The sequence below is a fragment of the Novosphingobium sp. genome, assembly GCF_025351285.1.
GTDB lineage: Bacteria > Pseudomonadota > Alphaproteobacteria > Sphingomonadales > Sphingomonadaceae > Novosphingobium.
This window is the reverse complement of sequence record NZ_JANXWG010000012.1, coordinates 15,464-36,624: the sequence shown is the minus strand read 5'-3', so window position 1 is coordinate 36,624 and position 21,161 is coordinate 15,464. Positions and strand designations below refer to the sequence as shown.

General features: G+C 65.9%; 20 protein-coding genes. 7 read left to right on the top strand and 13 right to left on the bottom strand.

Going from position 1 to position 21,161, the window contains the following annotated elements; translation table 11 throughout:
* The 4 genes from Q0R16_RS01905 to Q0R16_RS01890 all read left to right on the top strand — a co-directional run.
* On the top strand, positions 1-1,394 hold a 1,394-nt coding region (locus tag Q0R16_RS01905; RefSeq protein WP_295631245.1), incomplete at its 5' end, for an ATP-binding cassette domain-containing protein.
* Entirely contained in the window at positions 1,391-2,527 is a 1,137-nt protein-coding gene (locus tag Q0R16_RS01900; protein WP_295631243.1) for an ABC transporter permease, read from the top strand. The genes Q0R16_RS01905 and Q0R16_RS01900, both read left to right, overlap by 4 nt.
* A complete protein-coding gene (locus Q0R16_RS01895; RefSeq protein WP_295631241.1) occupies positions 2,524-3,645 on the top strand; it encodes an ABC transporter permease in 1,122 nt (373 codons plus the stop codon). The genes Q0R16_RS01900 and Q0R16_RS01895 overlap by 4 nt, the downstream gene beginning before the upstream one ends.
* A gap of 5 nt (positions 3,646-3,650) precedes the next feature.
* The gene (locus tag Q0R16_RS01890; protein WP_295631239.1) at positions 3,651-5,051 is read left to right on the top strand and encodes an efflux transporter outer membrane subunit; all 1,401 of its coding nucleotides are present in this window, start codon (positions 3,651-3,653) and stop codon (positions 5,049-5,051) included.
* A 6-nt stretch (positions 5,052-5,057) separates the two neighbouring features.
* Here the strand turns inward: Q0R16_RS01890 and Q0R16_RS01885 are convergent, their stop codons facing one another.
* From Q0R16_RS01885 to Q0R16_RS01875, 3 genes are all read right to left on the bottom strand, one after another.
* Complete coding sequence (locus Q0R16_RS01885) at positions 5,058-6,059, bottom strand: hypothetical protein (RefSeq protein ID WP_295631237.1); 1,002 nt, start codon at positions 6,057-6,059, stop codon at positions 5,058-5,060.
* 91 nt (positions 6,060-6,150) lie between these two features.
* Positions 6,151-7,953, bottom strand: coding sequence for a VWA domain-containing protein (locus Q0R16_RS01880; RefSeq protein WP_295631235.1), 1,803 nt, complete (start codon positions 7,951-7,953; stop codon positions 6,151-6,153).
* A gap of 98 nt (positions 7,954-8,051) precedes the next feature.
* Positions 8,052-8,579 (bottom strand): sigma-70 family RNA polymerase sigma factor, encoded by a 528-nt coding sequence (locus Q0R16_RS01875; RefSeq protein ID WP_295631233.1) that lies wholly within the window; start codon positions 8,577-8,579, stop codon positions 8,052-8,054.
* A gap of 173 nt (positions 8,580-8,752) precedes the next feature.
* Here Q0R16_RS01875 and Q0R16_RS01870 point away from each other — a divergent pair, with 173 nt between their 5' ends.
* Entirely contained in the window at positions 8,753-9,367 is a 615-nt protein-coding gene (locus Q0R16_RS01870; protein WP_295631231.1) for a twin-arginine translocation pathway signal protein, read from the top strand.
* 13 nt (positions 9,368-9,380) lie between these two features.
* On the opposite strand, the gene Q0R16_RS01865 is transcribed toward Q0R16_RS01870, so the two are convergent.
* Genes Q0R16_RS01865 through Q0R16_RS01855 form a run of 3 tightly spaced genes read right to left on the bottom strand, consistent with a single transcriptional unit; the run spans position 9,381 to position 12,836 of the window.
* A complete protein-coding gene (locus Q0R16_RS01865) occupies positions 9,381-10,427 on the bottom strand; it encodes a methyltransferase domain-containing protein (RefSeq protein WP_295631229.1) in 1,047 nt (348 codons plus the stop codon).
* Between the two features lie 28 nt (positions 10,428-10,455).
* Entirely contained in the window at positions 10,456-11,442 is a 987-nt protein-coding gene (locus Q0R16_RS01860) for a radical SAM protein (RefSeq protein WP_295631226.1), read from the bottom strand.
* Entirely contained in the window at positions 11,439-12,836 is a 1,398-nt protein-coding gene (locus Q0R16_RS01855; RefSeq protein ID WP_295631224.1) for an FAD-dependent oxidoreductase, read from the bottom strand. The genes Q0R16_RS01860 and Q0R16_RS01855 overlap by 4 nt, the downstream gene beginning before the upstream one ends.
* A gap of 62 nt (positions 12,837-12,898) precedes the next feature.
* On the opposite strand from Q0R16_RS01855, the gene Q0R16_RS01850 reads away from it, so the two are divergent.
* Positions 12,899-13,477 (top strand): SDR family oxidoreductase, encoded by a 579-nt coding sequence (locus Q0R16_RS01850; protein ID WP_295631222.1) that lies wholly within the window; start codon positions 12,899-12,901, stop codon positions 13,475-13,477.
* The gene (locus Q0R16_RS01845) at positions 13,414-13,980 is read left to right on the top strand and encodes an SDR family oxidoreductase (RefSeq protein ID WP_295631220.1); all 567 of its coding nucleotides are present in this window, start codon (positions 13,414-13,416) and stop codon (positions 13,978-13,980) included. The genes Q0R16_RS01850 and Q0R16_RS01845 overlap by 64 nt, the downstream gene beginning before the upstream one ends.
* Here Q0R16_RS01845 and Q0R16_RS01840 read toward each other — a convergent pair.
* The 7 genes from Q0R16_RS01840 to Q0R16_RS01810 form a co-directional block, all read right to left on the bottom strand.
* Entirely contained in the window at positions 13,910-14,656 is a 747-nt protein-coding gene (locus Q0R16_RS01840; RefSeq protein ID WP_295631218.1) for a glycosyltransferase, read from the bottom strand. The two genes, Q0R16_RS01845 and Q0R16_RS01840, sit on opposite strands and share 71 nt — an antisense overlap.
* A complete protein-coding gene (locus Q0R16_RS01835; protein ID WP_295631216.1) occupies positions 14,641-15,225 on the bottom strand; it encodes a TIGR04282 family arsenosugar biosynthesis glycosyltransferase in 585 nt (194 codons plus the stop codon). The genes Q0R16_RS01840 and Q0R16_RS01835 overlap by 16 nt, the downstream gene beginning before the upstream one ends.
* Before the next feature lie 35 nt (positions 15,226-15,260).
* Positions 15,261-15,767, bottom strand: a complete 507-nt coding sequence (locus Q0R16_RS01830) for a hypothetical protein (RefSeq protein WP_295631214.1) — start codon at positions 15,765-15,767, stop codon at positions 15,261-15,263.
* A gap of 161 nt (positions 15,768-15,928) precedes the next feature.
* Entirely contained in the window at positions 15,929-17,110 is a 1,182-nt protein-coding gene (locus Q0R16_RS01825) for an RsmB/NOP family class I SAM-dependent RNA methyltransferase (protein ID WP_295631212.1), read from the bottom strand.
* A gap of 292 nt (positions 17,111-17,402) precedes the next feature.
* A complete protein-coding gene (locus tag Q0R16_RS01820; RefSeq protein ID WP_295631210.1) occupies positions 17,403-18,128 on the bottom strand; it encodes an HNH endonuclease signature motif containing protein in 726 nt (241 codons plus the stop codon).
* A gap of 405 nt (positions 18,129-18,533) precedes the next feature.
* Positions 18,534-20,018: an IMP dehydrogenase gene (gene guaB / locus Q0R16_RS01815; protein WP_295631208.1), complete on the bottom strand. Its 1,485-nt coding sequence runs from the start codon at positions 20,016-20,018 to the stop codon at positions 18,534-18,536.
* 125 nt (positions 20,019-20,143) lie between these two features.
* Entirely contained in the window at positions 20,144-21,160 is a 1,017-nt protein-coding gene (locus tag Q0R16_RS01810; RefSeq protein WP_295631206.1) for an alpha/beta hydrolase, read from the bottom strand.
* Position 21,161 lies beyond the last annotated feature (1 nt).

The following is a 21,161-nucleotide window of genomic DNA, read 5'->3' as shown; positions in this document are numbered from 1 at the left end:
TGCCGCCGGGTGAACGGCAGGCGAGCTTCGACCGGCTGCTCGATTTCACCGACCTCAAGCGCTTTTCCACGCGATTGGCGGGCAAGCTGTCGGGCGGCATGAAGCAGAAACTGGGCCTCGCCTGCGCGATGGTGCGCGCGCCGAAGCTGCTGCTGCTCGACGAACCCGGCGTGGGCGTCGACCCGGTTTCGCGGCGCGAATTGTGGCAGATGGTCAAGGACCTGGCCGGCGACGGGATCGGCGTGCTGTGGTCGACCGCCTATCTCGACGAAGCCGAGAAGTGCGACACCGTCACGCTGCTGAGCGAAGGCAAGCGGCTTTACGATGGCCCGCCCCAGGCACTGACCGACAAGCTGGCGGATCGCGTGATCCGGGTCGCGGTGCCCAGCCTTGGTCGCCGCGCCATCCTCCAACACGCGCTCGACCATCCCGCGGTGATCGACGGCACGGTCCAGGGCGACGCGCTGCGGCTGATGCTCAAGGCCGATACGCCTGCCCCCTCGCCGCAAGCGCTTGGGCTTGCGGGCGGCGCGATCGAGCGCATCCACCCGCGCTTCGAGGACGCCTTCATCGACCTGCTCGGCGGCGGTCCGTCGGGCACCTCGCAACTGGCAGAGCATTACCGCACGATCCCCGCAACCGAGGCGCCCGCCATCGTTGCGCAAGGGCTCACGCGGCGCTTCGGCACCTTCACCGCGGCCGATCACATCAGCTTCACCGTTCCGCGCGGGCAGATCTTCGGGCTACTCGGACCCAACGGCGCTGGCAAATCGACCACCTTCAAGATGCTCTGCGGGCTGCTGACCCCGAGCGAAGGCAACGGCTCGGTCGCCGGGTTCGACTTGCGACGTGCCAAGGCCGATGCGCGCCAATCGCTCGGCTACATGGCGCAGAAATTCTCGCTTTATGGCGATCTTTCGGTGCGGCAGAACCTCAATTTCTTCGCCGGGACGTATGGCCTGAAGAACGGCGCCGCACGCGAAGCGATCGAGCGCGCGATCGAGATCTTCCACTTGCATCGCTATCTCGGTGCCAATGCAGGCACGATGCCGCTCGGCTTCAAGCAGCGTCTGGCGTTGGCCTGCGCGGTGCTGCACCAGCCGCCGGTGCTGTTCCTCGACGAGCCGACATCGGGCGTCGATCCGATCGTGCGGCGCGAATTCTGGACGCACATCAACGGGCTGGTCGAAAAGGGCGTGACCGTGCTGGTCACCACGCACTTCATGGACGAGGCCGAATACTGCGACCGCGCCACGCTGATCTATCGCGCGCGGCAAATCGCCACGGGCACGCCCGATGAACTGAAAGCGCAAGCGGGCAAGTCAAATGCGACGATGGAGGATGCCTTCATCGCGCTGATCGCAGCCTCCGACCTGCAACGCGAAGCGGCATGAGCGCCGCCTTCAACCCCCGCCGCTTCGGCGCGATGCTGGTCAAGGAAAGCCTGCAGATCGCGCGCGATCCGTCGACTTTCCTGATCGCCTTCGTGCTGCCGATGCTGCTGCTGTTCCTGTTCGGTTATGGCGTGAACCTCGACACCGCGCGCAGCCGTATCGGCTTGTCGTTGCAGGACAACAGCGAGGCCGCACACAGCCTGGCGGGCAGCTTCCAAACCTCGCAATGGTTCGAGGTCCGGGCGACCGGGTCGGTCAGCGAACTCGCGCCGCAGATGGTAGGTGGCCAAATTCGCGGCATTGTCGTGATCCCCGACGGGTTCGGCCGGCAGGTGGCGAAAGGTGCCAATACCGGAGGCTGCGATATCCAGGTCTTGACCGACGGATCGCTGCCCAACACCGCCAGCTTCATCGGCGCCTATGCCGAAGGCGTGCGCGCCACTTGGGCCGCTGCGCGCGCCAGCGATCGCCGCACCACCCGCGCACCCCCGATCCAGACCGCGCCGCGTTTCTGGTTCAACCCCGAGCTGAAAAGCCGCTATTTCCTCGTACCCGGATCGATCGCGGTGGTGATGACGATGGTCGGCACGCTGCTCACTTCGCTGGTGATCGCGCGCGAATGGGAACGCGGTACGCTGGAGGCGATCATGGCGACGCCCGTCGGCATGATCGAATTCATCGCCACCAAAGTGGTGCCCTACTTTGCGCTGGCGCTGCTTTCGATGACGATGTGCGCGGTTCTCGCGGTGACCGTATTCGGCGTGCCGTTCCGGGGATCGCCGTTTGCGCTGTTCGTGATCGCCAGCGCCTTCCTTTTTCCGGCGCTCGGCCAGGGCCTGCTCATATCGGCGGCCTTCAAGAACCAGTTCGTCGCCAGCCAGGTCGCGCTGTTGTCAGCTTTCCTGCCGACGATGCTTCTGTCCGGATTCCTGTTCGAAATCAGCTCGATGCCCAAGCCGATCCAGGCGATCACCTACCTCGTGCCCTCGCGCTACCTGATCCCGCAACTGCAGACGGTGTTCATCGCCGGCGACGACTGGAGCCTGTTCCTGCCCAACATGGCGGCGCTAATCGGGTTCGGCCTGCTGTTCTTCGTGCTCGCGGTGCGCGCCACGCGGCGGCGGATCGCATGATCGCCAACCTGCTCGGGCCACGGCTTGCCGCGATCATCGTCAAGGAATTGTGGGCGGTGCTGCGCGATCCGCGCGCGCGGATTTCCCTGATCGTACCGCCGCTGATCCAGTTGCTGGTGTTCGGCTATGCCTCGACGCTGGAAGTCCGCAACGTGACGCTGGGCGTGCTCGATCGCGATGGCGGGCAGTGGAGCCACGAGATCATCCAGCGCGTGGCGGGCAGCCCCAACGTCAAGCGGCTGATCCGGCTCGATTCGGACGAAGCGCTGGCCAGGGCGATCAACACCCAGCAAGTGATCGCCGCGCTGCGCTTCGATGCCCACTTTTCCGCCGATGTCAGTTCAGGGCGCGGCGGCGTGGTGGGGGCGGTGTTCGACGGGCGCCGATCGAACGCAGCGCAGATCGTTGGCGGCTATGTCGATCGCATCGTCGGCGGGGTTGCCGCCGATATCCACCTCGCACGGTCACAGCCGCCGCCCGGATCATCAAGCGCAACACACTGGTTCAACCCCAACCTCGACTACTTGTGGTTCACCATTCCCTCGCTGGTGGTGATCATCTCGCTGGTTTCGGCCACCGCGGTCGTTTCGCAATCGGTGGCGCGCGAAAAGGAACTGGGCACATACGACCAGTTGATGGTCAGCCCGTTTCGCGTGTGGGAAATCCTGGCGGGCAAGCTGGTGCCGCCGGTGCTGATCGGCGTTGCCAACGCCACGCTCTACATCGTTGCCAACCCGCTGATTTTCGGCGTGCCGTTCCGCGGATCGCTGTGGCTGTTCTATCCTTCGCTGGTGGTGTTCCTGCTGGCGATGGCGGGGATCGGCATGCTGGTTTCGGTGGTGGCGAACACGCAGCAGCAGGCGTTCCTGGGCATGTTCGCGCTGACCGTGCCGGTGTTCCTGCTTTCGGGTTATGCCGCGCCGATCGACAATATCCCGCCGTTCCTGCAGATCCTGGCCGAAGCCAACCCCGCCAAACACTTCCTGATCGTAACCGAGGGTCTGTTCCTCAAGGGCATGCCCGCCGCCGACGTTTTCGCCAACACGTGGCCGATGGCGGTGATCGCGGCAGTGACAATCGGCGCCGCCTCATACCTCTTCCGTTCGCGCCTGGAGTAGCCCCGATGCGCCGCACGATTCTGCTCGCCCTGCCCTTGCTCGCCACCGCTTGCACGGTCGGGCCGAATTTCCAACGCCCCGCCACACCCGGCGAACACGCCGCTTGGGTAAGTCCGGCCAACACCGCCGAAGCCGATCTGGCACCATGGAGCAAGCTCGGCGATGCGGTGCTGAGCGACTTGATCGACAAGGCCCTGTCCGCCAACCTCGACATTGCAGAGGCCGAAGGCCGGCTGCGCGAGGCCCGCGCCGAGCGCGGCGTCGCCAAGGCGCGCACCCTTCCAAAAGCCTCGATCAGCGGATCGGCGCAGCAAGTCGAAACCAGCCTCAACGGCCAGTTTCCCGCCAAGAACATCCCGTTCTACCAGCGCGATTTTTCGCTATTCGATGCAGGCTTCGATGCCTCGTGGGAGATCGATCTGTGGGGCGGCCAGCGCCGCGCGATCGAGGCCGGCGATCACCTGATCGATGCCACAAGCGCGCGCGCCGTCGACGTGCAGTTGCAAGTGGTCGCCGAAGTGGTGTGCAGCTATGCCCAGTTGCGAGGGAGCCAGGCTGTGCTCGGCAACGTCCGCGCCGATGCGCAGACCGCCGCCGACACCGCGCGGATCGCGCATTTGCGCTACACCTCGGGCGAAGCCGCGCGCTTCGACGACGCACGGGCCGAAGAGCAGGCCCGCACCGCCGCCGCTGCGATTCCCGGGCTCGAAGCCGACATTCGCGCTGCCGCCTTCAGGCTGGCGCTGCTCACGGGCCGCGCGCCCGAAGCGGTTACCGGCCTGATCGACACCCCCGCCCCCTTGCCCGCCCTTCCCGCCAACGTCGCGGTGGGCATCCGCGCCGACATGCTCCGCCGCCGCCCCGACGTTCGCGCTGCCGAGGCCGATCTTGCCGCTGCCACCGCGCAGATCGGCGTGGAGACGGCCGACCTCTATCCCCGGCTCAGCTTATCGGGAAGTTTCAGCCAGCAAGCGCGCAGTCTGGGCGATCTCGCATCGGGCAACAGCTTCGGTTTCGTTCTCGGCCCCCGGCTGAGCTGGGCGATCTTCGACGCCGGCAAAGTCCGCGCGCAGATCGGCGTTGCCAATGCCCGCGCCGACCAGGCCACCGCGCGCTTTACCAAGGCGGTTCTGGGTGCGTTGGCCGACAGCGAAACCGCGATCAACCGCTACGCCGCTGCCAACGCAACTGCCTCCGAACGCGATGCCGCGCGCAACGCCGCCCGTGTGTCGCTCCATCTCGCGCGCCAACGTTACCAGGCGGGCGAGGATGATCTGCTCGCGCTGCTACAGGCGCAAGCGGCCTACAGCGCGGCCGATCGCGCGGCCGTGCAAGCCCATGAGGGCGCGTTCGAGGCATACGCAACGCTGGTCAAGGCGCTGGGTGGAAGCTGGCAGGGCCGCTGATCGCCGTCAATCCTCGGCTTCACCGAAGGCAGGATCGAGTTCGGCCGCGCGCGCGAATTCTGCCCTGGCGCGCCGCTCCTCGCCCAAGGCGCGCAGAAGTCGGCCGCGTTCGTAATGCACTTGCGCCGATCGCGGCGCGAGCCGCACGGCCTCGTCCAGATCGGCAAGCGCGCCCGTATTGTCCCCCGCCCTCGCCTTGGCCAACCCCTGGTCGAGAAACGACTGCGCGGGTTTGGGTAGCCGAACGCTTGCGCGATCGCGCGAAGCTGCGGCGGCCAGCGCATCACCGCGCTGCACACGCGTTCCGGTCACGACTACGTCGGCGCTCTCCTCCGCCGCAGCCCGGCCGCGCGCTGCGCCGGCATCGCTGACGGTGGCTTGGTTGGCTGATGCGGCCGACGATTTGGCTGCAGCCGCAGGCGGTATTGCCGCTGGCCGGCTGATCGAAAATCCACGCCGCTCTTCGCGCATGGCGGCCGCACCGGCGACTACCGGCGCGGCAGGAGCGGCTGCAACGATGGCCGGTGGAGGAGGTGGAGGAGGAGGTGGAGGCGGGGCAGGCGACGGTGGGGGCGCCTTGGCGTCGCGCGGCAAGACGGCACCGGGCAAAGGCAAAGCGGCACGAGGTGACGGCGACTCTACAGTCTTGACCGGAATCTGCGCCTGCACAGGTTCCGGCGCGATGGGCGGCGGCGCTACCCGATCTGCCGCAGCAGGCGAAGACGGCAGGTCGATCCGACTGCGATCGAGCCTGGACGCTGCATGGAACTGATCGCGATCGAGCGCGAGCCAGGCAACGGGCACACCCACGACCAAGACCAGCGATGCAACGGCCAGCCCGGCCAATTGCGGCCGTGATCGCAGCGAGCGCCGTGGCGGCACGGCGGCTTGCGCACCGCCACCATCGAAGCGCCGCATAGCTTCGGCAATCGCAGCTTCGCGCTTCGCCGGCGCGGGTGGCGGCTGTGGCGGCAGCGAGCTCGCCAGGTCATCCTCCTCGCCGGTCATCGCACCGGTATCCGCGAACAGGCGCGCGCGCGGAAAGCCACGGGGACCGGCGCCGCGCGCTGTAGGCGCATTCGGGCCGATCCCCGCGCCATCACCGCCGCGTCGCCAGTTCGGGCAGCGCCTGCGCCGACTTCGCTGCGCGGACCATCTGCATGAATTCGGCGCGGTGGCCGTAGGCATCCTCGCCGCGCGCGCCGTTGGCCACGCGCAGCACGTCGTCATACATGACCCGGCCGCTATACTTGCCGCCCTTGAGCAATTCGGCAAACGCCGCAACCGCCGTGGCGAACCGCGCATCCTGCGGCGCCGCTTCAAAGCTTGCTGCTTCAGCGCGGTGGTCGATCGGCGTTGCGATCAGCCGGCTGACGTCGGACTTAGGCAGCTTGTAGCGGATCTTGACGTAGCCATACTCGCTCCCGCCCGGCACCGCATGCGCGGCGGGCCGCTGATAGCGCAGCGCCGGAATCGCCCGCGGACCGCCCACCGGCACGATCTCGTACAACGCGGTCACGGTCTGCCCGGCCCCCACGTCACCCGCGTCCACCTTGTCGTTGTCGAAGTCGTCACGGTTCAACATCCGCGTCTCGTAGCCGATCAAGCGATATTCGGCGACCATCGCGGGATTGAATTCGACCTGGATCTTCACGTCCTTGGCAATCGGGAACAGCGTGCCGCTGGCTTCGTCCACCAGCACCTTGCGCGCCTCTCCCAGGGTATCGATGTAGGCCGCCGCGCCGTTGCCGTTCTGCGCCAGCGTCTGCATCATCGCATCGTTGTAATTGCCCATGCCGAAGCCGAGCACCGACAGGAACACGCCCTTGCCGCGCTCACGCTCGACATAACCCTTCAATTCAGCCGTGTTCGTGATGCCGACGTTGAAATCGCCATCGGTCGCCAGCATCACGCGGTTGACGCCGTGCGCATCGAAGTTCTGTTCGGCCAGCGCATAGGCCTGGCGGATGCCCTCGGCCCCGGCCGTGCTGCCGCCAGCCTCCAGGTGGTTCAGCACCGCGCGAATCCGCGCCTTGTCGCTGGCAGGCGTGGGCGCCAGCGCCACCCCGGCATTGCCCGCATAAGTCACGATCGCCACGCGATCCCGCTCGTCAAGCGTGTCGAGCAGCATCGACAGCGCCTGCTTGACCAGCGGCAGCTTGTTGGGTTCGTACATCGAACCCGAGGTGTCGATCAGGAACACCAGGTTCGCACGCGGACGTGTGGCGGCGCGCAAGTCATAACCGCGCACGCCGATCCGCACGATCTTGCGGCCGGGCGTGAAAGGGCTGGGGAAGACCGAAACGGCATTGCTGAACGGCACGTCCTTCGATGCCGGCCGCGCATAGTCATAGCGGAAGTAATTGACCATCTCTTCGGTCCGCACAGAGGCCGGTTGGGGCATGACGTTGCGATTGAGCGAGGCACGCACGAACGCGTAGCTGGCGGTGTCCACATCGAGCGAGAACGTCGAAACCGGCTCCTCGCGGACCAGTTTGAAGGCGTTTTCGGCCGGAGCATCGAACTTGTCGCGGCCTTCGTCATGATAATAGTGCGGCGGCAGCGGTTCGGGGGCGCGCATGGCCTCGGTCCGCGCAAGCGAAAACCCGCGATTCATCGATTTCATCGCACCAACCGGGGCCGGCGCCTGCATCGACACCATCGGAGGCGGAGGCGGTGGCGGCGGTGGCGGCGGAGCGCCGGGTTCGGTGGGTTCGACAATACCGGCAGCGCGCGTCGCAGCGTCGGCCACCTCTTCGCGCATGTCGACGCGCTGGCCGGTGACGACGACATCGGCCGCGCTCTCACCGTCGGCGGTGGCAAGGCGGTTGGCGCTTTGCGTGCAGGATGCCAGCAGCAGCGCGGCCAGGCTGGTCACGTGGAGGAACTGGAAACGGGGCATGGTGATCTCCCTCAAGGCAGCGGCACACAATTGTCCGCATGACCCTGAGACGCCGCCCGCGCGGAAATCCTTGGAAAGAAAATGTGCGCGCCGGCCGTTCATCGCGCCGGCCCGCCTAGAACCTTGCGGATCTCGTGCATCCGCCACGATACCGTTGCCTCGCTGATCCCGAGGATTGCCGCCGCTTCGGCGTGGGTGAGTTGTTGGCCCGCCACCAAGGCGGCGGTTTCGCGCATGGCCGGTTTCATCCGCGCAATCGCGCTTTTGAGCCACATTGAATCGTGCAGGTCGCGCCCGTCGGGCTGCCGCGCCAGCCCCGCGATCACCGCCAGCCGCTCGACCAATCCGCCGAAACGGCGCTTGCGGCGAAGGCAATCGCGGCTGGCATTGGTGACCACGCCGCACAGCCAGGTGGTGAACTTCGCCTCGCCGCGATAGCTGCCGAGCCGGTTGACCAGCGTGCAGCATACCTCCTGAGCCACGTCATCGGCATCGGCGCGGCTGCCGGTCAGATGCCAGGCGAGCCCGTGAATGCGATCGTAATGCCGGCGCAACAAAGCCTCGAACGCCGCGCGATCTCCGGCCTGCGCCGCGGCGACAAGCTCTGCATCGGGCCGATCTTCCAACTCGCTCCTGCCCAAAGCGCCTTTGCCCACCGGTTGCGTGACGGCGGGCTTAGCAGAACGGCGGCCATGGACCTAGCAGCAAGCCGCGCTAGGCAAGATCGCTTGCTCAATCGTACCGACCATGGAACCTTGGGTTTGCCGCCGCCGCGCGCCAGTGTTCAGGAGCAGACAGGATGAACTTGGGGATCACAGGCCGATCGTTGGTGCTGGCGCTGGCCTTGCTGGGGAGCATTCCAGCCGCCGCACAGGCCGCGCAGGCATCAGACGCAGCGGCCCCCGCCGCGAAAGCCGCCTTTGTTGCGCCGGATTTCAGGGTGCCGACGCTGGTCGAAACACCGCATTTCAAGCTCGTGCCACTCGGCCCAGCTTTGGTGAAGATCGATTACGATGCCTACATGTCCTCGGTCGAACACCTGCAGAAAACCTTCACGCGCAGCACCGCCTGGCCGCACGCCGGCATTTCCGATGCCGAAGCGATGAAGGACATGGACGGCGAACAGGCCCGCTTCCGCGCGCGGAAGGCATTCTCCTATTCGGTGCTGACACCCGACGGCAAGCGCGAGCGTGGCTGCGTCTATGTCTCGCCCAGCCCGGTTCCGGGCTACGGCGCACAAGTGCGGATCTGGGTAACCAAGGCCGACTACGACGCCGGGTTCGATGCCGAACTTTATGCCTGGGCGACGAAATGGGTGAAGGCTGAGTGGCCGTTCAAGCGGGTGGCCTATCCGGGCCGCGCGATCGACTGGAGCACGTGGGATGCGCTGGTGGCGGCGCAGCGAACGAAGTAATCCGGCTGCGGGTCTAGCAGCAGGCCGCCCCATCCCCAGCCGGCGCGGTGGCGAAGGGGCTTTCGGTGCCGCACCCGGCGAACACGCCGTAATGCGTGGAAAAATCGCCGGACATTTCGAAATGCTCGGCAAAGCGCGTTTCGGCCAACATGTTCCAGGTGTTGCCGCAGACCGGAAACAGCCGGCCGCGCTCGATCGCATGGTGGCCATCGAGCAGGAACACGCGCTCCGATCCGGCAATGGTGCCCTTGTAGCGCACCGCCTGCCCGTAATCCTCGCATTGCGGCTCCAGTCCGTCGATCTTGAACAGGCGGTACGTGGCCGAATGGAAGGCAATGCCATCGAGCATCGCCGCGATCGCCGGATCGTTGATGGCGAGCGGGCGGTGCGATACCAGCCGTGGATCGGCGAACCCGGCGGTCTTGGCCAGCCGGTCGAAATCGCCCCAATAAAGCGCTCCGGCAAGGCATTCGCCGTGAAGCACCGGGTCTTCGAGCAACGCGGCCGGCACGCGCCGATCGGCGTAGATGTCGGAGAAATACAGCTCCCCGCCCGGCTTGAGCAGGCGGTGCGCGGCGGCGAAGACCGCGGCCTTGTCGGCCACCAGGTTTATCACGCAGTTCGATACTATCACGTCGAATGCGGCTTCGGGCAGACCGAGCGCGCCCAGTCGTTCGATATCGCCTTCGATGAAGCTTACGTTGCCCTTCGCATAGCCGAAGCGTTCGCGGTGCCAGTCCAGGTGTCGCGTCGCCACGACAAGCTGTTCGGGCGTGGCGTCGATCCCGGTCACGCTGCCGTGTTCACCGACCAGTTGCGCGAGCAGATAAGCGTCCTGCCCCGATCCCGAACCCAGATCGAGGATCGTCGCGCCCTCGATCGCCTGAGGCACGACCAGGCCGCAGCCGTAATAGCGCGCGCGCACCTCGTCATGGACATTGGCCAGCGCGGCCAGGATCGCGGGTGGTGGCGCCTCAAGTGTGCAGCAGGCATCGGTGCGCAGATCGGCCGACTGGCCCAGCACTTCGCCATAATACCGCTGGCTGTTCTCGATGTTCATGGTCTCGTCCTGAGGGTTTGCTTGAAATTCATGCCGAACAGCTCGCCCCGCCCAGCACGCAGAAGCGCGCGCAATGCGGGTGGTTGAGCGATACGCTGCGCGCGGCCTCGGCCAGCGTCGATCCCATGTCGAACCCGGGATCGTAAGGGATCAGCGTGCGGGCGGCGACGCGTGGGCTTGCTTCGCCCTTGCGGTGAACGACCATGCGGCTGGTCGCGCACATCACGTCGGCGGGCGACTGGCCGAGGATTTGCCAGCACGCGGTGGAGATTTCGGCGACATCGGCGCGGGCGTCCATTTCGCGGAACAGAACCAGCGCGGCGGGATCGGCCGCATCGATCGCAATGCCGGCCGCCACAAACAGCTCGGCATAGCCTGCACGGGCTTCCGCTTCGCCCTCATGCGCCAGATGACGGCCCGCCACCGCCAGGCGGAAGCCGTGCTGCGAAAGCCATTGCAAACCATCGATCGCGGCATCGAAGCTGCCCGGCCCGCGCTCCGCATCGTGGATGTCGCGTGCGTGATGATCGAGGCTGACCCGCAGCGTCAACCGATCGCCGTGTTCTGCCCGCAACGCCAGCAGCGCGGCATCGTGGCGCCGCATCGGCTTCATCGCGTTGGTCAGCACCAGCACATCGTGCCCGCGCACCAGGGCATCGGCCAGCATCTTGATGATCTCGCGGTTCATGAACGGCTCGCCGCCGGTGAAGCCGATTTCGCACGTAGGCAGGCCGGCGCCGGCGATTTCATCAAGGAACCGGCACACATCGGCAGCGGCCAGGTAGACCAGCGCGTCGTTGGTGGGCGAACTTTCGATGTAGCAATTCGCGCAAGCCAGGTTGCACAGCGTACCGGTGTTGAACCACAGCGTTTCGAGCGCGACCAGCGGCACTGTTGCGCGCGGACTGCCATCGGCGGTCCGGTCCGGGTCGGCGAACTTGGCCGCGTTCAGCGGCGCTGCGGAAACCGCGAACGGCGATGCCCCGGCAGGTGCTTTGCGCGAACGCCCGGTCATCGCCGCAACCTCGCCAGCAACCGCGCCCAGCGCCTTGGCCAGGCGCCGAACACTTTCGGCTCCCACACCGCAAACGCCGCTGCCTTGCCGATTTCTGAGCGTGTAGGATAAGCGATCACCGCCGAACCCAGCGCGAACGTCGAAGCCTTGCCGGTCATGATCTGCGACCACGACAGCAGCAGTTCGCCCGCGTGTGTGCCCACGATCGTTACACCCAGCACATTTCCGCCCCGTCGGATCACCTTGATGAAACCCCGCGTATTGCCCTCGGTCACCGCGCGATCGTTGTGTGCAAAGTCCTCGCGCGTTACTTCGATCTGCCCGCGTTGGGCGCGCGCCTCGGCTTCGGTCAATCCGATCTGCGCGAGTTCGGGGTCGGTATAGATCGCACGCGGTGTCGCGCGCCAGTCTACCCTTCCGGGCAAACCCAGCGCGATCTGCAACACCACAAGCGATCCCTCATAGCCCGCAACATGCGTCAGCCGCGGGCCCGCGCGGCAATCGCCGATCGCGTAGATATGCCGCTGGCTGGTGCGCCGATAGTCGTCGACCACGATGCCATCGGCGCCATGCCGCACGTCCGCCGCGTCGAGATCGAGCGATGCGATGTACGCGCGCCGCCCCGTTGCCACGAGCAAGTGCGAGCCATCAACCACCTCACCTTCGGGCAATGTGACGCTCACGCCCGTTCGGGACGCGCCGACACGGACTGCCTTTGTCCCGATCCGCAGATCGACACCGTCGCCGCGCAAATTGTCGAGCACCAGCCCCGCCGCTTCGGCATCTTCGCGCGCCAGTGCCGCCTCGGCTTCGATCAGCGTTACCCTTGCGCCCAACCGGGCGAAAGCCTGCGCCATTTCGCATCCGACCGCGCCACCGCCGAGCACGATCAGATGGCTGGGCAGTCGGTCGAGCGCGAACAGGGTCTCGTTTGTCAGGAAAGGTGTTTCGGCCAGCCCCTCGATCGGCGGGATCGCCGGTTGCGAGCCGGTTGCAATCACGATGCGGGGCGCTTGCAGTACCCGTTCGCCCACCTCCACCGTATGGGCATCGCGAAAACGCGCGGTCTCGCGGATCACCTCGACACCCATCGCCTCGAACCGCTCTGGCGAATCATGTGGCGCGATCGTCGCAATCGCCTGCTCGATATGCCCACGGACACCCGCCCAATCGACCGTTGCCGCCAGAGCGACGCCCAGCGAGTCCCGCTTGCCCGCTTGCGCCCGCGCCGCCGCCGCAATCAGCGCCTTCGACGGCACGCAGCCGGTGTTGAGGCACTCGCCGCCCATTTTACCACCTTCGACCAGCGCCACGCGCAAGCCGAACATCGCCAGCCCACCCGCCGCAGTCAGGCCCGCCGAGCCCGCACCGATCACGATCACGTCATGCGTCATTGCCTGGCCATACGCTCAAGGGCGGCTTGCGGTTGCAATGGGCATCGGCGAAAAGCGCGCCGATGCGAATATTCCTGACCGGCGCGGCCGGATCGATCGGTGGCGAAGTGGCGCAGCGGCTGGTCGCGCGCGGGCATGCGGTCATCGCCGGTGTGCACCGCAACCGTGAAGTGCGGGGCAACTCCGGCGCGCTGGTGCCGGTAGCCAGCCATGCGACGATCGATCTTGCCGCGCCTGCGCTTGGGCTGGCCGAATCCGAGGCGGCGGGCATCGCGGCAAGCCACGATATGATCATCCACTGCGCCGCCACGGTCCGCTTCGACCTTCCAGAAGCGGAATATGAGGCCATCAACGTGGCGGGAACGGCGGCCGTACTTGCGCTCGCCACGCGTGCCGATCTGCCGCTGCTCCACGTCAGCACCGCTTACGTTTGCGGAACCCGCGACGGATTGATCGGCGAGGCCGATCCACTCCCCGCCACCGGGTTCGCCAACGGTTACGAAGCGAGCAAGGCTGCGGCCGAGGCGCTGGTTTCGGCCGCAGCCCACGCCATGTCGTCGCCCGGCCCAGCATCGTCGTGGGCGACAGCCGCACCGGCGCGATCCGCAGCTTCGATACGATCTATGCGCTGTTCAAGCTGATCGCAGAAGGTCGCATCCGCCATTTGCCGGCGCGCGCCGGGGCAACACTCGATTTCGTGCCGATCGACCATGTTGCAAGCGGCCTCGTCGCGCTTGCCGAGGCAATGCCGCGAGCGGCAGGCGGGCGCTACCATCTCGTGTCGGGTGCGCCGATCGCGGTGAGCGAGTGGGCGGCCGCAATCGGCGCCTATCCGCAATTCACCGCACCCGTGCTGGTCGATCCCGCCGCGTTCGACCCTGCGGCGCTTGCCCCCGCCGAACTCCGTCTGTTTGCGCGCATCTCCGCGCTTTACGCCAGCTATTTCCAGCGCGATCCCCGCTTTGACGACACGCAGTTTAGCGCCGCCACCGGGCTCGCCTGCCCGTCCACCGGTGCGGCCTTCATGCGCCGGCTGATCGACCACTGCATCGCTGCGGGGTTCCTCAACGGCGCTATCGAACATGCGGATAGTGCTCCCCCAGCCGGCCGCGCGCGCCGAAGGCCCACATCAGCCCGACCTTGAGGTAGATCCAGTTGGCCTTGAGCGGGCCCCACGCTGCCACCCGCCGATCCGAGGTCAACACCACGCGGCTCACCAGTCGCACCCGGCCCAGTCGCGCCAGCTTGATGCACAAGTCCGCCTCTTCCATGATCGGCAGCCCCGGATCGCACCCGCCGACGGCCAGGAAATCGGCGCGACGGAAAAACATCGCGTGATCGCCGAACAGCAGCCTCACCCCGCGAAAGAACAGATGTGGGCGCACCAGCAGCGGCGCGTACCAGGTCTTGACCACGTTGTGCAGGCTGGTGCCCCAGCGCGTTTTCTCACCGGTGATCAGCGGGATGAAGCCCGCCAGCGCGGTGCGGGGATCGGCCATCACCCGCTCGATCACCGCCACCATATCGTCGGGCGGCAAGGTATCCGCATGGAGCACGCACACAATCGACCCAGCCGCAGCTTCGACCCCGGTGTTCACCTGGATACCGCGCCCGACCGGCGAAGCGATCACCCGCCACCCCGCCGCGCTCGCGATGGCCACGCTGTCATCGGTAGACCCGCCATCGACCGCGACGATTTCCAGCGGCGCCGGGTAAAGGCAGTCGAGCACGCGGATCAGCCGGGGCAACGCCAAAGCTTCGTCCAGCATCGGCACCACGATCGAGACGTTCGCCGTCACCGGGCTCATGCGGTCAGCCACGGCCAGCGCGCGAGATCCTCGGGCCGATCGCAATCGTGAAGTGTATCAAGCTCAACAGGGGTGATGCCCACAGCCGCCAGCCGGGCGCGCGTTTCGGCCGCCACTGTGTCGGTGCCCCACGGCATGGCCTGGAAGCACTCTGGCAGGGCGTGCGCCAGCCCCAGCAGCCAGTAACCACCGTCTCCGGCCGGGCCGATCACGGCCGCCGATGTCTCCAGTCTCCTTGCGGCAGCTAACAGGTGCGTAGGCGTCAAGTCAGGGCAATCGCTGCCGATCAGCAGCATCGGAGCCTCCACCCGCGCCAGCCGTGCGCCCAGATCGCCATCACCTTGCGGCACCAGCGAAACCGTATCACCCAACCAGGCGGCGAAGGCAGCGGGCGATGCGCCCGTCACGCGTACTTCAAACGGCAACCCGCTGTCGCGCACCGCGGCCAGCGTCAGTTCGACCAGCTTGCGATGAAGTGCCGCCGCGCCTTCCTCACCCAGGGCGGGGATCAGCCGCGTCTTGGCCACGCCCGGCGTGGGATAGCGCGCGAACAGGGCGATACCGGGCCCGGGGCCGGACACGGGGTGGAGCAAGGCCACCGCACGACCAGTAACGCCTAGTTGCTCTCGACCTTGGGTTCGGGCTTGACCGAATCCGCCGACACCACCCGCGCCGCCGGCCCGCGCATGATCGCGGCGTTGAGCGAGGCGGTTTCTGTGCAATTGCGCCCGCACAGCCCTTCGAGCTTGCTGAGGTTGCGCTTGGCCTTATCCAGCGCGCCCTTTTCCGCCAGCGCACCGCCCTCGCCAGCAATCGCATCGAGATTGTCGGGCTCACGCGCCAGCGCCAGCCGGTAATAATGGATCGCCTTGCCCTGCAACCCGGCCTTGCGCGCCGCATCGCCAAGCGCGACGGTTGCCGGCACCGAACCCGGATCGATCGCGAGCGCAGCTTCGAAAGCGTCGGTTGCGCCGGGCACATCGCCCTTGCCCAGCAGGTCGTTTCCGCCCGCCACCAGCGCCATGACGCGCGGATCGACCGGATCGCCGCCCTTGGCCTGCCCCACGCTCGCCGTTACGCCGGCCAGCAACGACAGGGCAATGGCGGCGGGATAGTAGCGCATGATGAACTCCTTGGCCCCAACGGCAGAAATGCGGCCGGGAAATTCGTGAGCAGCCCGATGCCGGACATCGCCGACCGCCGCATCATGACCGCGATTGTCTGCGCGATCAACGGGGTGAACTTCGGCAATGCGCGAGGGTCCGCTCATGTTCCCGAGACCTATCATAGCCGTTGCAAAGTGGCGAAGAAAAACCCGTCGGTGCCCGTGCGGGCAGGATCTAGCCTGACGCCGGCCCCGCGTGCCTCGCCCGGCGAATCGTCGAGCGTCATCGGCGCCCAGCCCGGGTTGGCCAGGAGGAACGCCGCAATCGCCTGGGCACCCTCGGCATCGAGCAGCGAGCAGACCACGTACGTCATCCGCCCGCCGGAGCGGACCAGCGCCGCGCCAAGCCCGAGCAGCCGCTGCTGGACCGTGCAGTACCGGGCCAAGGCATCGGGCGTTAGCCGCCAGCGCGCCTCGGGATTGCGGCGCCAGGTGCCGGTGCCCGAACAGGGCGCGTCGATCAGCACGGCGTCGGCGCGCGCGGCCCAATCGGCCAGTTGTTCGGCCTCGCGCCCGCCATCGAGCAGCCGCGTTTCGACGATGGCGCCTGCGCGATGCGCGCGCGGGCCGAGCTTGCTCAATCGGCCGCGATCGACATCGCACGCCAGCAATGTGCCGCGATTGTCCATCGCCGCCGCCAGCGCCAGCGTCTTGCCGCCCGCGCCGGCGCACAAGTCGATCACCGCTTCGCCGGGACAAGCGGCCAGCGCTGCGCAAGCCAGTTGGCTGCCCGCGTCCTGCACTTCGAACAGGCCATCGGCGAAGGTCGGCCAGGTTTCGACGGGCGTGCCCGCCGCCAGCCGCAGCGCCTGGCCCGTACCGATCGGCTCGGCGGCAATCGGCAGTTGCGCGGCCAGCGCCCCGCGGGTCACCTTCAACCGGTTGACGCGGACATCGAGCGGCGCCCGGTCCAGCAACGCCGCCTGTTCGGCACGGCCGAGGCCCGATGCTTCAAGCAGTCCGATCAGCCAGCGCGGCGCAACGCCCGCTTCGGCAATGGCTTCGTCTGGCTCGATCGCGGCCGGACCATACTTCGATCCATCGAACAAGCCTGCGACAGCAGCGTCGCCCTGCGCCATGGCCAGCATCGCCGCGCGGCCGCTTGCCGGAATTTCACCGCAGAACCGGATCGCGCCATAAACCAGTTCACGGATCGCGCGCCGGTCTTTCGAGCCGATGAAGCGCCGCGTGCGCAACCATTCGCCGAGCAACCGGTCCGCCGACGCGCCATTGCCTTGCGCCGCCGCGATCACACCGTCGAGCACTTCGATCGCGGACTGGATGCGGGCGGAAGGGGTCATGTTGGGTTTTGGCCGGTAAAAGAGGGGAAAGAATAAATGCGAGGGGCACGGCCCCTTGCGCTCCCAATAGTGTCCGAGTGGCACGTTGCCTAGCGGACGGGTGGTTTTGTGCGACTCGCGGATTTCTGGGGTTTGGGTGGAGTTAGTTGATAAAAGTCGTGCACGGACTGTTTTGTCCGTTGGGGTTTGGGTGGGCTGACGATGGCAAAGAGCGGGCAAGGAGGTAGCAGGCTGGGGTGATGTAGGAAAATGGTTTGAAGTTTGTATTGTGCTACCAGACTGCCGAGCATCTCTACCGCCGATAATAACTCTGACCGTTCTTCGTGTGAAATTCAGCCTGGTGTTGCTTGATAAATACCTGACTATTTTCGGGGATAGTAATTTTCACGTTGGAGGGGACCCCAAGACGATCGAGCTGAATGCTCGACACCTCCTTCGCCACCTTCATTGCACCATCAGAATCAAAAGTAAGTAGGGCTCGATCAAATAGCGCATCAATCGATGCAGAGAGAAGCAGCCCATTGGCTGGATCTAATCTTTCAGCGTTGGTGCTGTCCCTCCATGGCTTAATATGGGACGCTCGAAGTACCGCAGCTACGGTGCATTTAGTGATTGGGCAGCACTCCTGCCAACGATCCATAAGGGCGTTGCGAAATTTTCCCTGGCCAAGGCGAGCGTCAATTAACTGAGCTTTTGTGGTCGCATCAAACTTAGAATTCTTGACGTTCGAAATATCTTCCGCGATGCCAGTATCAACCTCGTTCGATTCATTTTTTGGAACGATTTCAAAGCCTAATTTCCGTAATGGGTTATTAGTGGGCCAGCCCCCGCCAGGAAGGTTGTCAATGGTCTGGCCCGACTTTTCCCGGGCCCAACGCAATATCGCCTTTGGAGGGAACCGTTGACCAGACTTCGGGTCAATCAAATCCCATCGTGTCGATTCCCTATTTCCTTCGGGAAGGCCTTCTGCCTTGATCCGCTCAATTGCTGCTTCTACGTGCTTGCGCTCCAACACCATCGAATGTTCCTAGGTTTCGATTGCGGTGACTGATCGCAGGCACCGTGACATTTTACTTGATCCTGACCATGACTCAAATTCGGGGTAAACAATACGCCATTCCGCAACGCGAATGACGTCCTGGCAATCCTCACCCTTCCACCGCTGGGGCGGTTCCTGACTCTTGAGGGCACGAAAGGCTGTGCCCGTCGCATCCATCCCTTGGAGTTAAATGCGAAATACCTGACTTAAACCCATTCATCCTGAGCTTGTGGAAGAACTACTTTTTCTTCAGGCAGTTATGCTTCAACCGTAAAGAAAGGGCAGTGCTTCGACAAGCTCAGCATGGACGGGGTTGCGGGTCGAAGCGCTTCGCATAGTCCAATCTTGGCGCTAAGCTCTTGAGCCAATCGTCTGCTCGCCCCCTCACCGCGTCGGGTAATTCGGTGCTTCCCGCGTGATCGTCACATCATGCACATGGCTCTCGCTCAGCCCCGCGCCCGTGATCCGCACAAACTCCGCGCGGGTGCGCAAATCATCGATCGTGGCGGAGCCAGTGTAGCCCATCGCGGCCTTGATGCCGCCGACGAGCTGGTGGATCACGTCCTTGGCCGGGCCCTTGAACGCGACCTGGCCTTCGATGCCTTCGGGGACCAACTTCATCTGATCCTTGATGTCCTGCTGGAAGTAGCGATCGGCCGAGCCGCGTGCCATCGCGCCGACCGAGCCCATGCCGCGGTACGACTTGTAGGCGCGGCCCTGGTAGAGGAACGTCTCGCCGGGCGCTTCGGCGGTGCCGGCGAGCAGCGAGCCGACCATGATGGTGGAGGCTCCCGCGGCGAGCGCTTTGGCTGCGTCGCCCGAGGTTCGCAGACCGCCGTCGGCGATGACGGGGACGTTCGATTTTTCGGCTTCTTCGGCGGCGTCCATGATCGCGGTGAGCTGGGGCACGCCGACGCCCGCGACGATGCGCGTGGTGCAGATCGAGCCCGGCCCGATGCCGACCTTGATCGCATCGGCGCCCGCGTCGATCAGCGCGCGTGCGGCTTCGCCGGTGGCGACGTTGCCGGCGATGACTTGCGCGCCGTTCGAGAGGCGCTTCACCCGCTCTACCGCGCGTGCAACGTCCTTGTTGTGGCCATGCGCAGTGTCGATCACGATTACGTCGCACTCGGCGGCGAGCAGCGCCTCGGTCCGTTCGAAGCCCTTGTCGCCCACCGTGGTGGCTGCCGCAACGCGCAGGCGTCCGGCTGAATCCTTGGTGGCATTGGGGTAGGTGACCGCCTTTTCGATGTCCTTGACCGTGATCAGCCCGATGCAATGATAGGCATTGTCCACCACCAGCAGCTTTTCGATCCGGCGCTGGTGGAGCAGCTTGCGCGCGGCTTCCTCGCCCACGCCGAGTTGGACAGTGGCAAGGTTCTCGTGCGTCATCAGTTCGCGCACCGGCTGCGCGGGGTTGTCAGCAAAGCGCACGTCGCGGTTGGTAAGGATGCCGACGAGCTTGCCGGAGGCCTCGACCACGGGGATTCCGCTGATGCGGTTGGCCTGCATCAGGCTGCGCGCTTCGCCCAACGTGGCATCGGGGCCGATCGTGATGGGGTTGACCACCATGCCGCTTTCGAAGCGCTTGACCGCGCGCACCGCGGCGCATTGTTCCTCGACCGTGAGGTTGCGGTGGAGCACGCCGATGCCGCCCATTTGCGCCATCACGATCGCCATGTCGGCCTCGGTCACGGTATCCATCGCGGACGAAAGGACCGGGATGTTAAGCTTGATCCCGCGCGTCAGCCGGGTGCGGGTATCGGCCATGCTGGGCACGATGTCGCTGGCGCCGGGGCGTAGCAGAACGTCGTCGAACGTGAGGCCGAGGGGGATATCGCCGATACGGCTTTGATAGTTGGCTGTCACAGGTCCTGGTCCGTTCGGAAGGGGAGATTCGTGACGGCCCATCTAATCAAGCCGGGGCGGCTTGGCTAGTCGGCACTTGTGGTCAATTGCAACGGCACTGCAACGCCGCTGCAACGGCCACGCAATCACACCAGATGCCGGCGGAAATGCGCAACGATCTGCACGCAGGCATCGCGCGCCTCGGGCATGTCGACACGGTAGTGATAGCAGTGGCCCATGCCCTCGCCGACGATCAGGGTCGAGCTGACCCCGGCCTTGAGCAATTGCGAATTGGTGTAGATCGCGGAGCTGAGGTCCATCGCGCGGGTGCCGGTGATGATCAGCGTCGGCGGAAACTTGGCCATCACATCGAGGTGATAGCCGGGCCAGGCGCTCGGATCGTCATCGCTGGTGCCGGCGAAATAACCGCGGGTCATGTCGAGCGGCGGGCTGCCGTTGGGCGGGGGTGGCGGGAACGAGCCGTCGATATAGCCGGCCACGGTCATCGCCTCGCCCGCATGGAACGGCACGCCGCCCGCACCGAATATGCCGACCGCGCCCATTTGCGGCAGGCCATGCGCGGGCAACCAGGCGGCGAGTTGCGCGGCGAGTACCCCGCCCGCAGAACCGCCGAAGAAACCGATCCGTCCCGGCGCGTAACTGTCGAGCAGCGCCTCATAGACCTTCGCGATATCCTCGACCCCGGCCGGGTGCCGATGCTCGGGCGCCATGCGGTAGTTGACCGTCACCACGCGCAGCCCCGCCATCACCGGGATCGGGATCGCCTCGATCAGCGCCACGCCCGGCCAGCCGATGATGAAGGCGCCGCCATGCGCGTTGATCAGCACGCGGTCGGGATCGTGCCCGCCGCCGGCCGGGGTGACGTCGAGCACCTCCACGCCGCCGATCTCCGTCGCCACGATATCGACCGGGAACTTTGCCTTGAGCGCTTCGATCTGCGGCGCCATGTAGCCGTTGATCTGCGCGCGCCGCGTCACGATGTCGGTCTGCGCCCCACCGGTATCGAACACGGGCATCGCGGCCCGCGCGCGCTGCGCGGCGGCGGCTTCGGCGCTCAGCAGGCTGGAGGGCGGGAGGTCGAACCCGGGCACGTGAACGGTGCCGTCCGGCGCGAACGTCGGCGTGGTCGGATCGTTGGCCATC

Coding starts and splice junctions, on each gene's coding strand:
- Q0R16_RS01890 (WP_295631239.1), top strand. CDS start 3,651: ATGCGCCGCACGATTCTGCTCGCCCTGCCCTTGCTCGCCACCGCTTGC.
- Q0R16_RS01860 (WP_295631226.1), bottom strand. CDS start 11,442: ATGACCGGGCGTTCGCGCAAAGCACCTGCCGGGGCATCGCCGTTCGCG.
- Q0R16_RS01895 (WP_295631241.1), top strand. CDS start 2,524: ATGATCGCCAACCTGCTCGGGCCACGGCTTGCCGCGATCATCGTCAAG.
- Q0R16_RS01810 (WP_295631206.1), bottom strand. CDS start 21,160: ATGGCCAACGATCCGACCACGCCGACGTTCGCGCCGGACGGCACCGTT.
- Q0R16_RS01880 (WP_295631235.1), bottom strand. CDS start 7,953: ATGCCCCGTTTCCAGTTCCTCCACGTGACCAGCCTGGCCGCGCTGCTG.
- Q0R16_RS01850 (WP_295631222.1), top strand. CDS start 12,899: ATGCGAATATTCCTGACCGGCGCGGCCGGATCGATCGGTGGCGAAGTG.
- Q0R16_RS01870 (WP_295631231.1), top strand. CDS start 8,753: ATGAACTTGGGGATCACAGGCCGATCGTTGGTGCTGGCGCTGGCCTTG.
- Q0R16_RS01885 (WP_295631237.1), bottom strand. CDS start 6,059: ATGACCGGCGAGGAGGATGACCTGGCGAGCTCGCTGCCGCCACAGCCG.
- Q0R16_RS01830 (WP_295631214.1), bottom strand. CDS start 15,767: ATGCGCTACTATCCCGCCGCCATTGCCCTGTCGTTGCTGGCCGGCGTA.
- Q0R16_RS01825 (WP_295631212.1), bottom strand. CDS start 17,110: ATGACCCCTTCCGCCCGCATCCAGTCCGCGATCGAAGTGCTCGACGGT.
- Q0R16_RS01855 (WP_295631224.1), bottom strand. CDS start 12,836: ATGACGCATGACGTGATCGTGATCGGTGCGGGCTCGGCGGGCCTGACT.
- Q0R16_RS01900 (WP_295631243.1), top strand. CDS start 1,391: ATGAGCGCCGCCTTCAACCCCCGCCGCTTCGGCGCGATGCTGGTCAAG.
- Q0R16_RS01865 (WP_295631229.1), bottom strand. CDS start 10,427: ATGAACATCGAGAACAGCCAGCGGTATTATGGCGAAGTGCTGGGCCAG.
- Q0R16_RS01820 (WP_295631210.1), bottom strand. CDS start 18,128: ATGGTGTTGGAGCGCAAGCACGTAGAAGCAGCAATTGAGCGGATCAAG.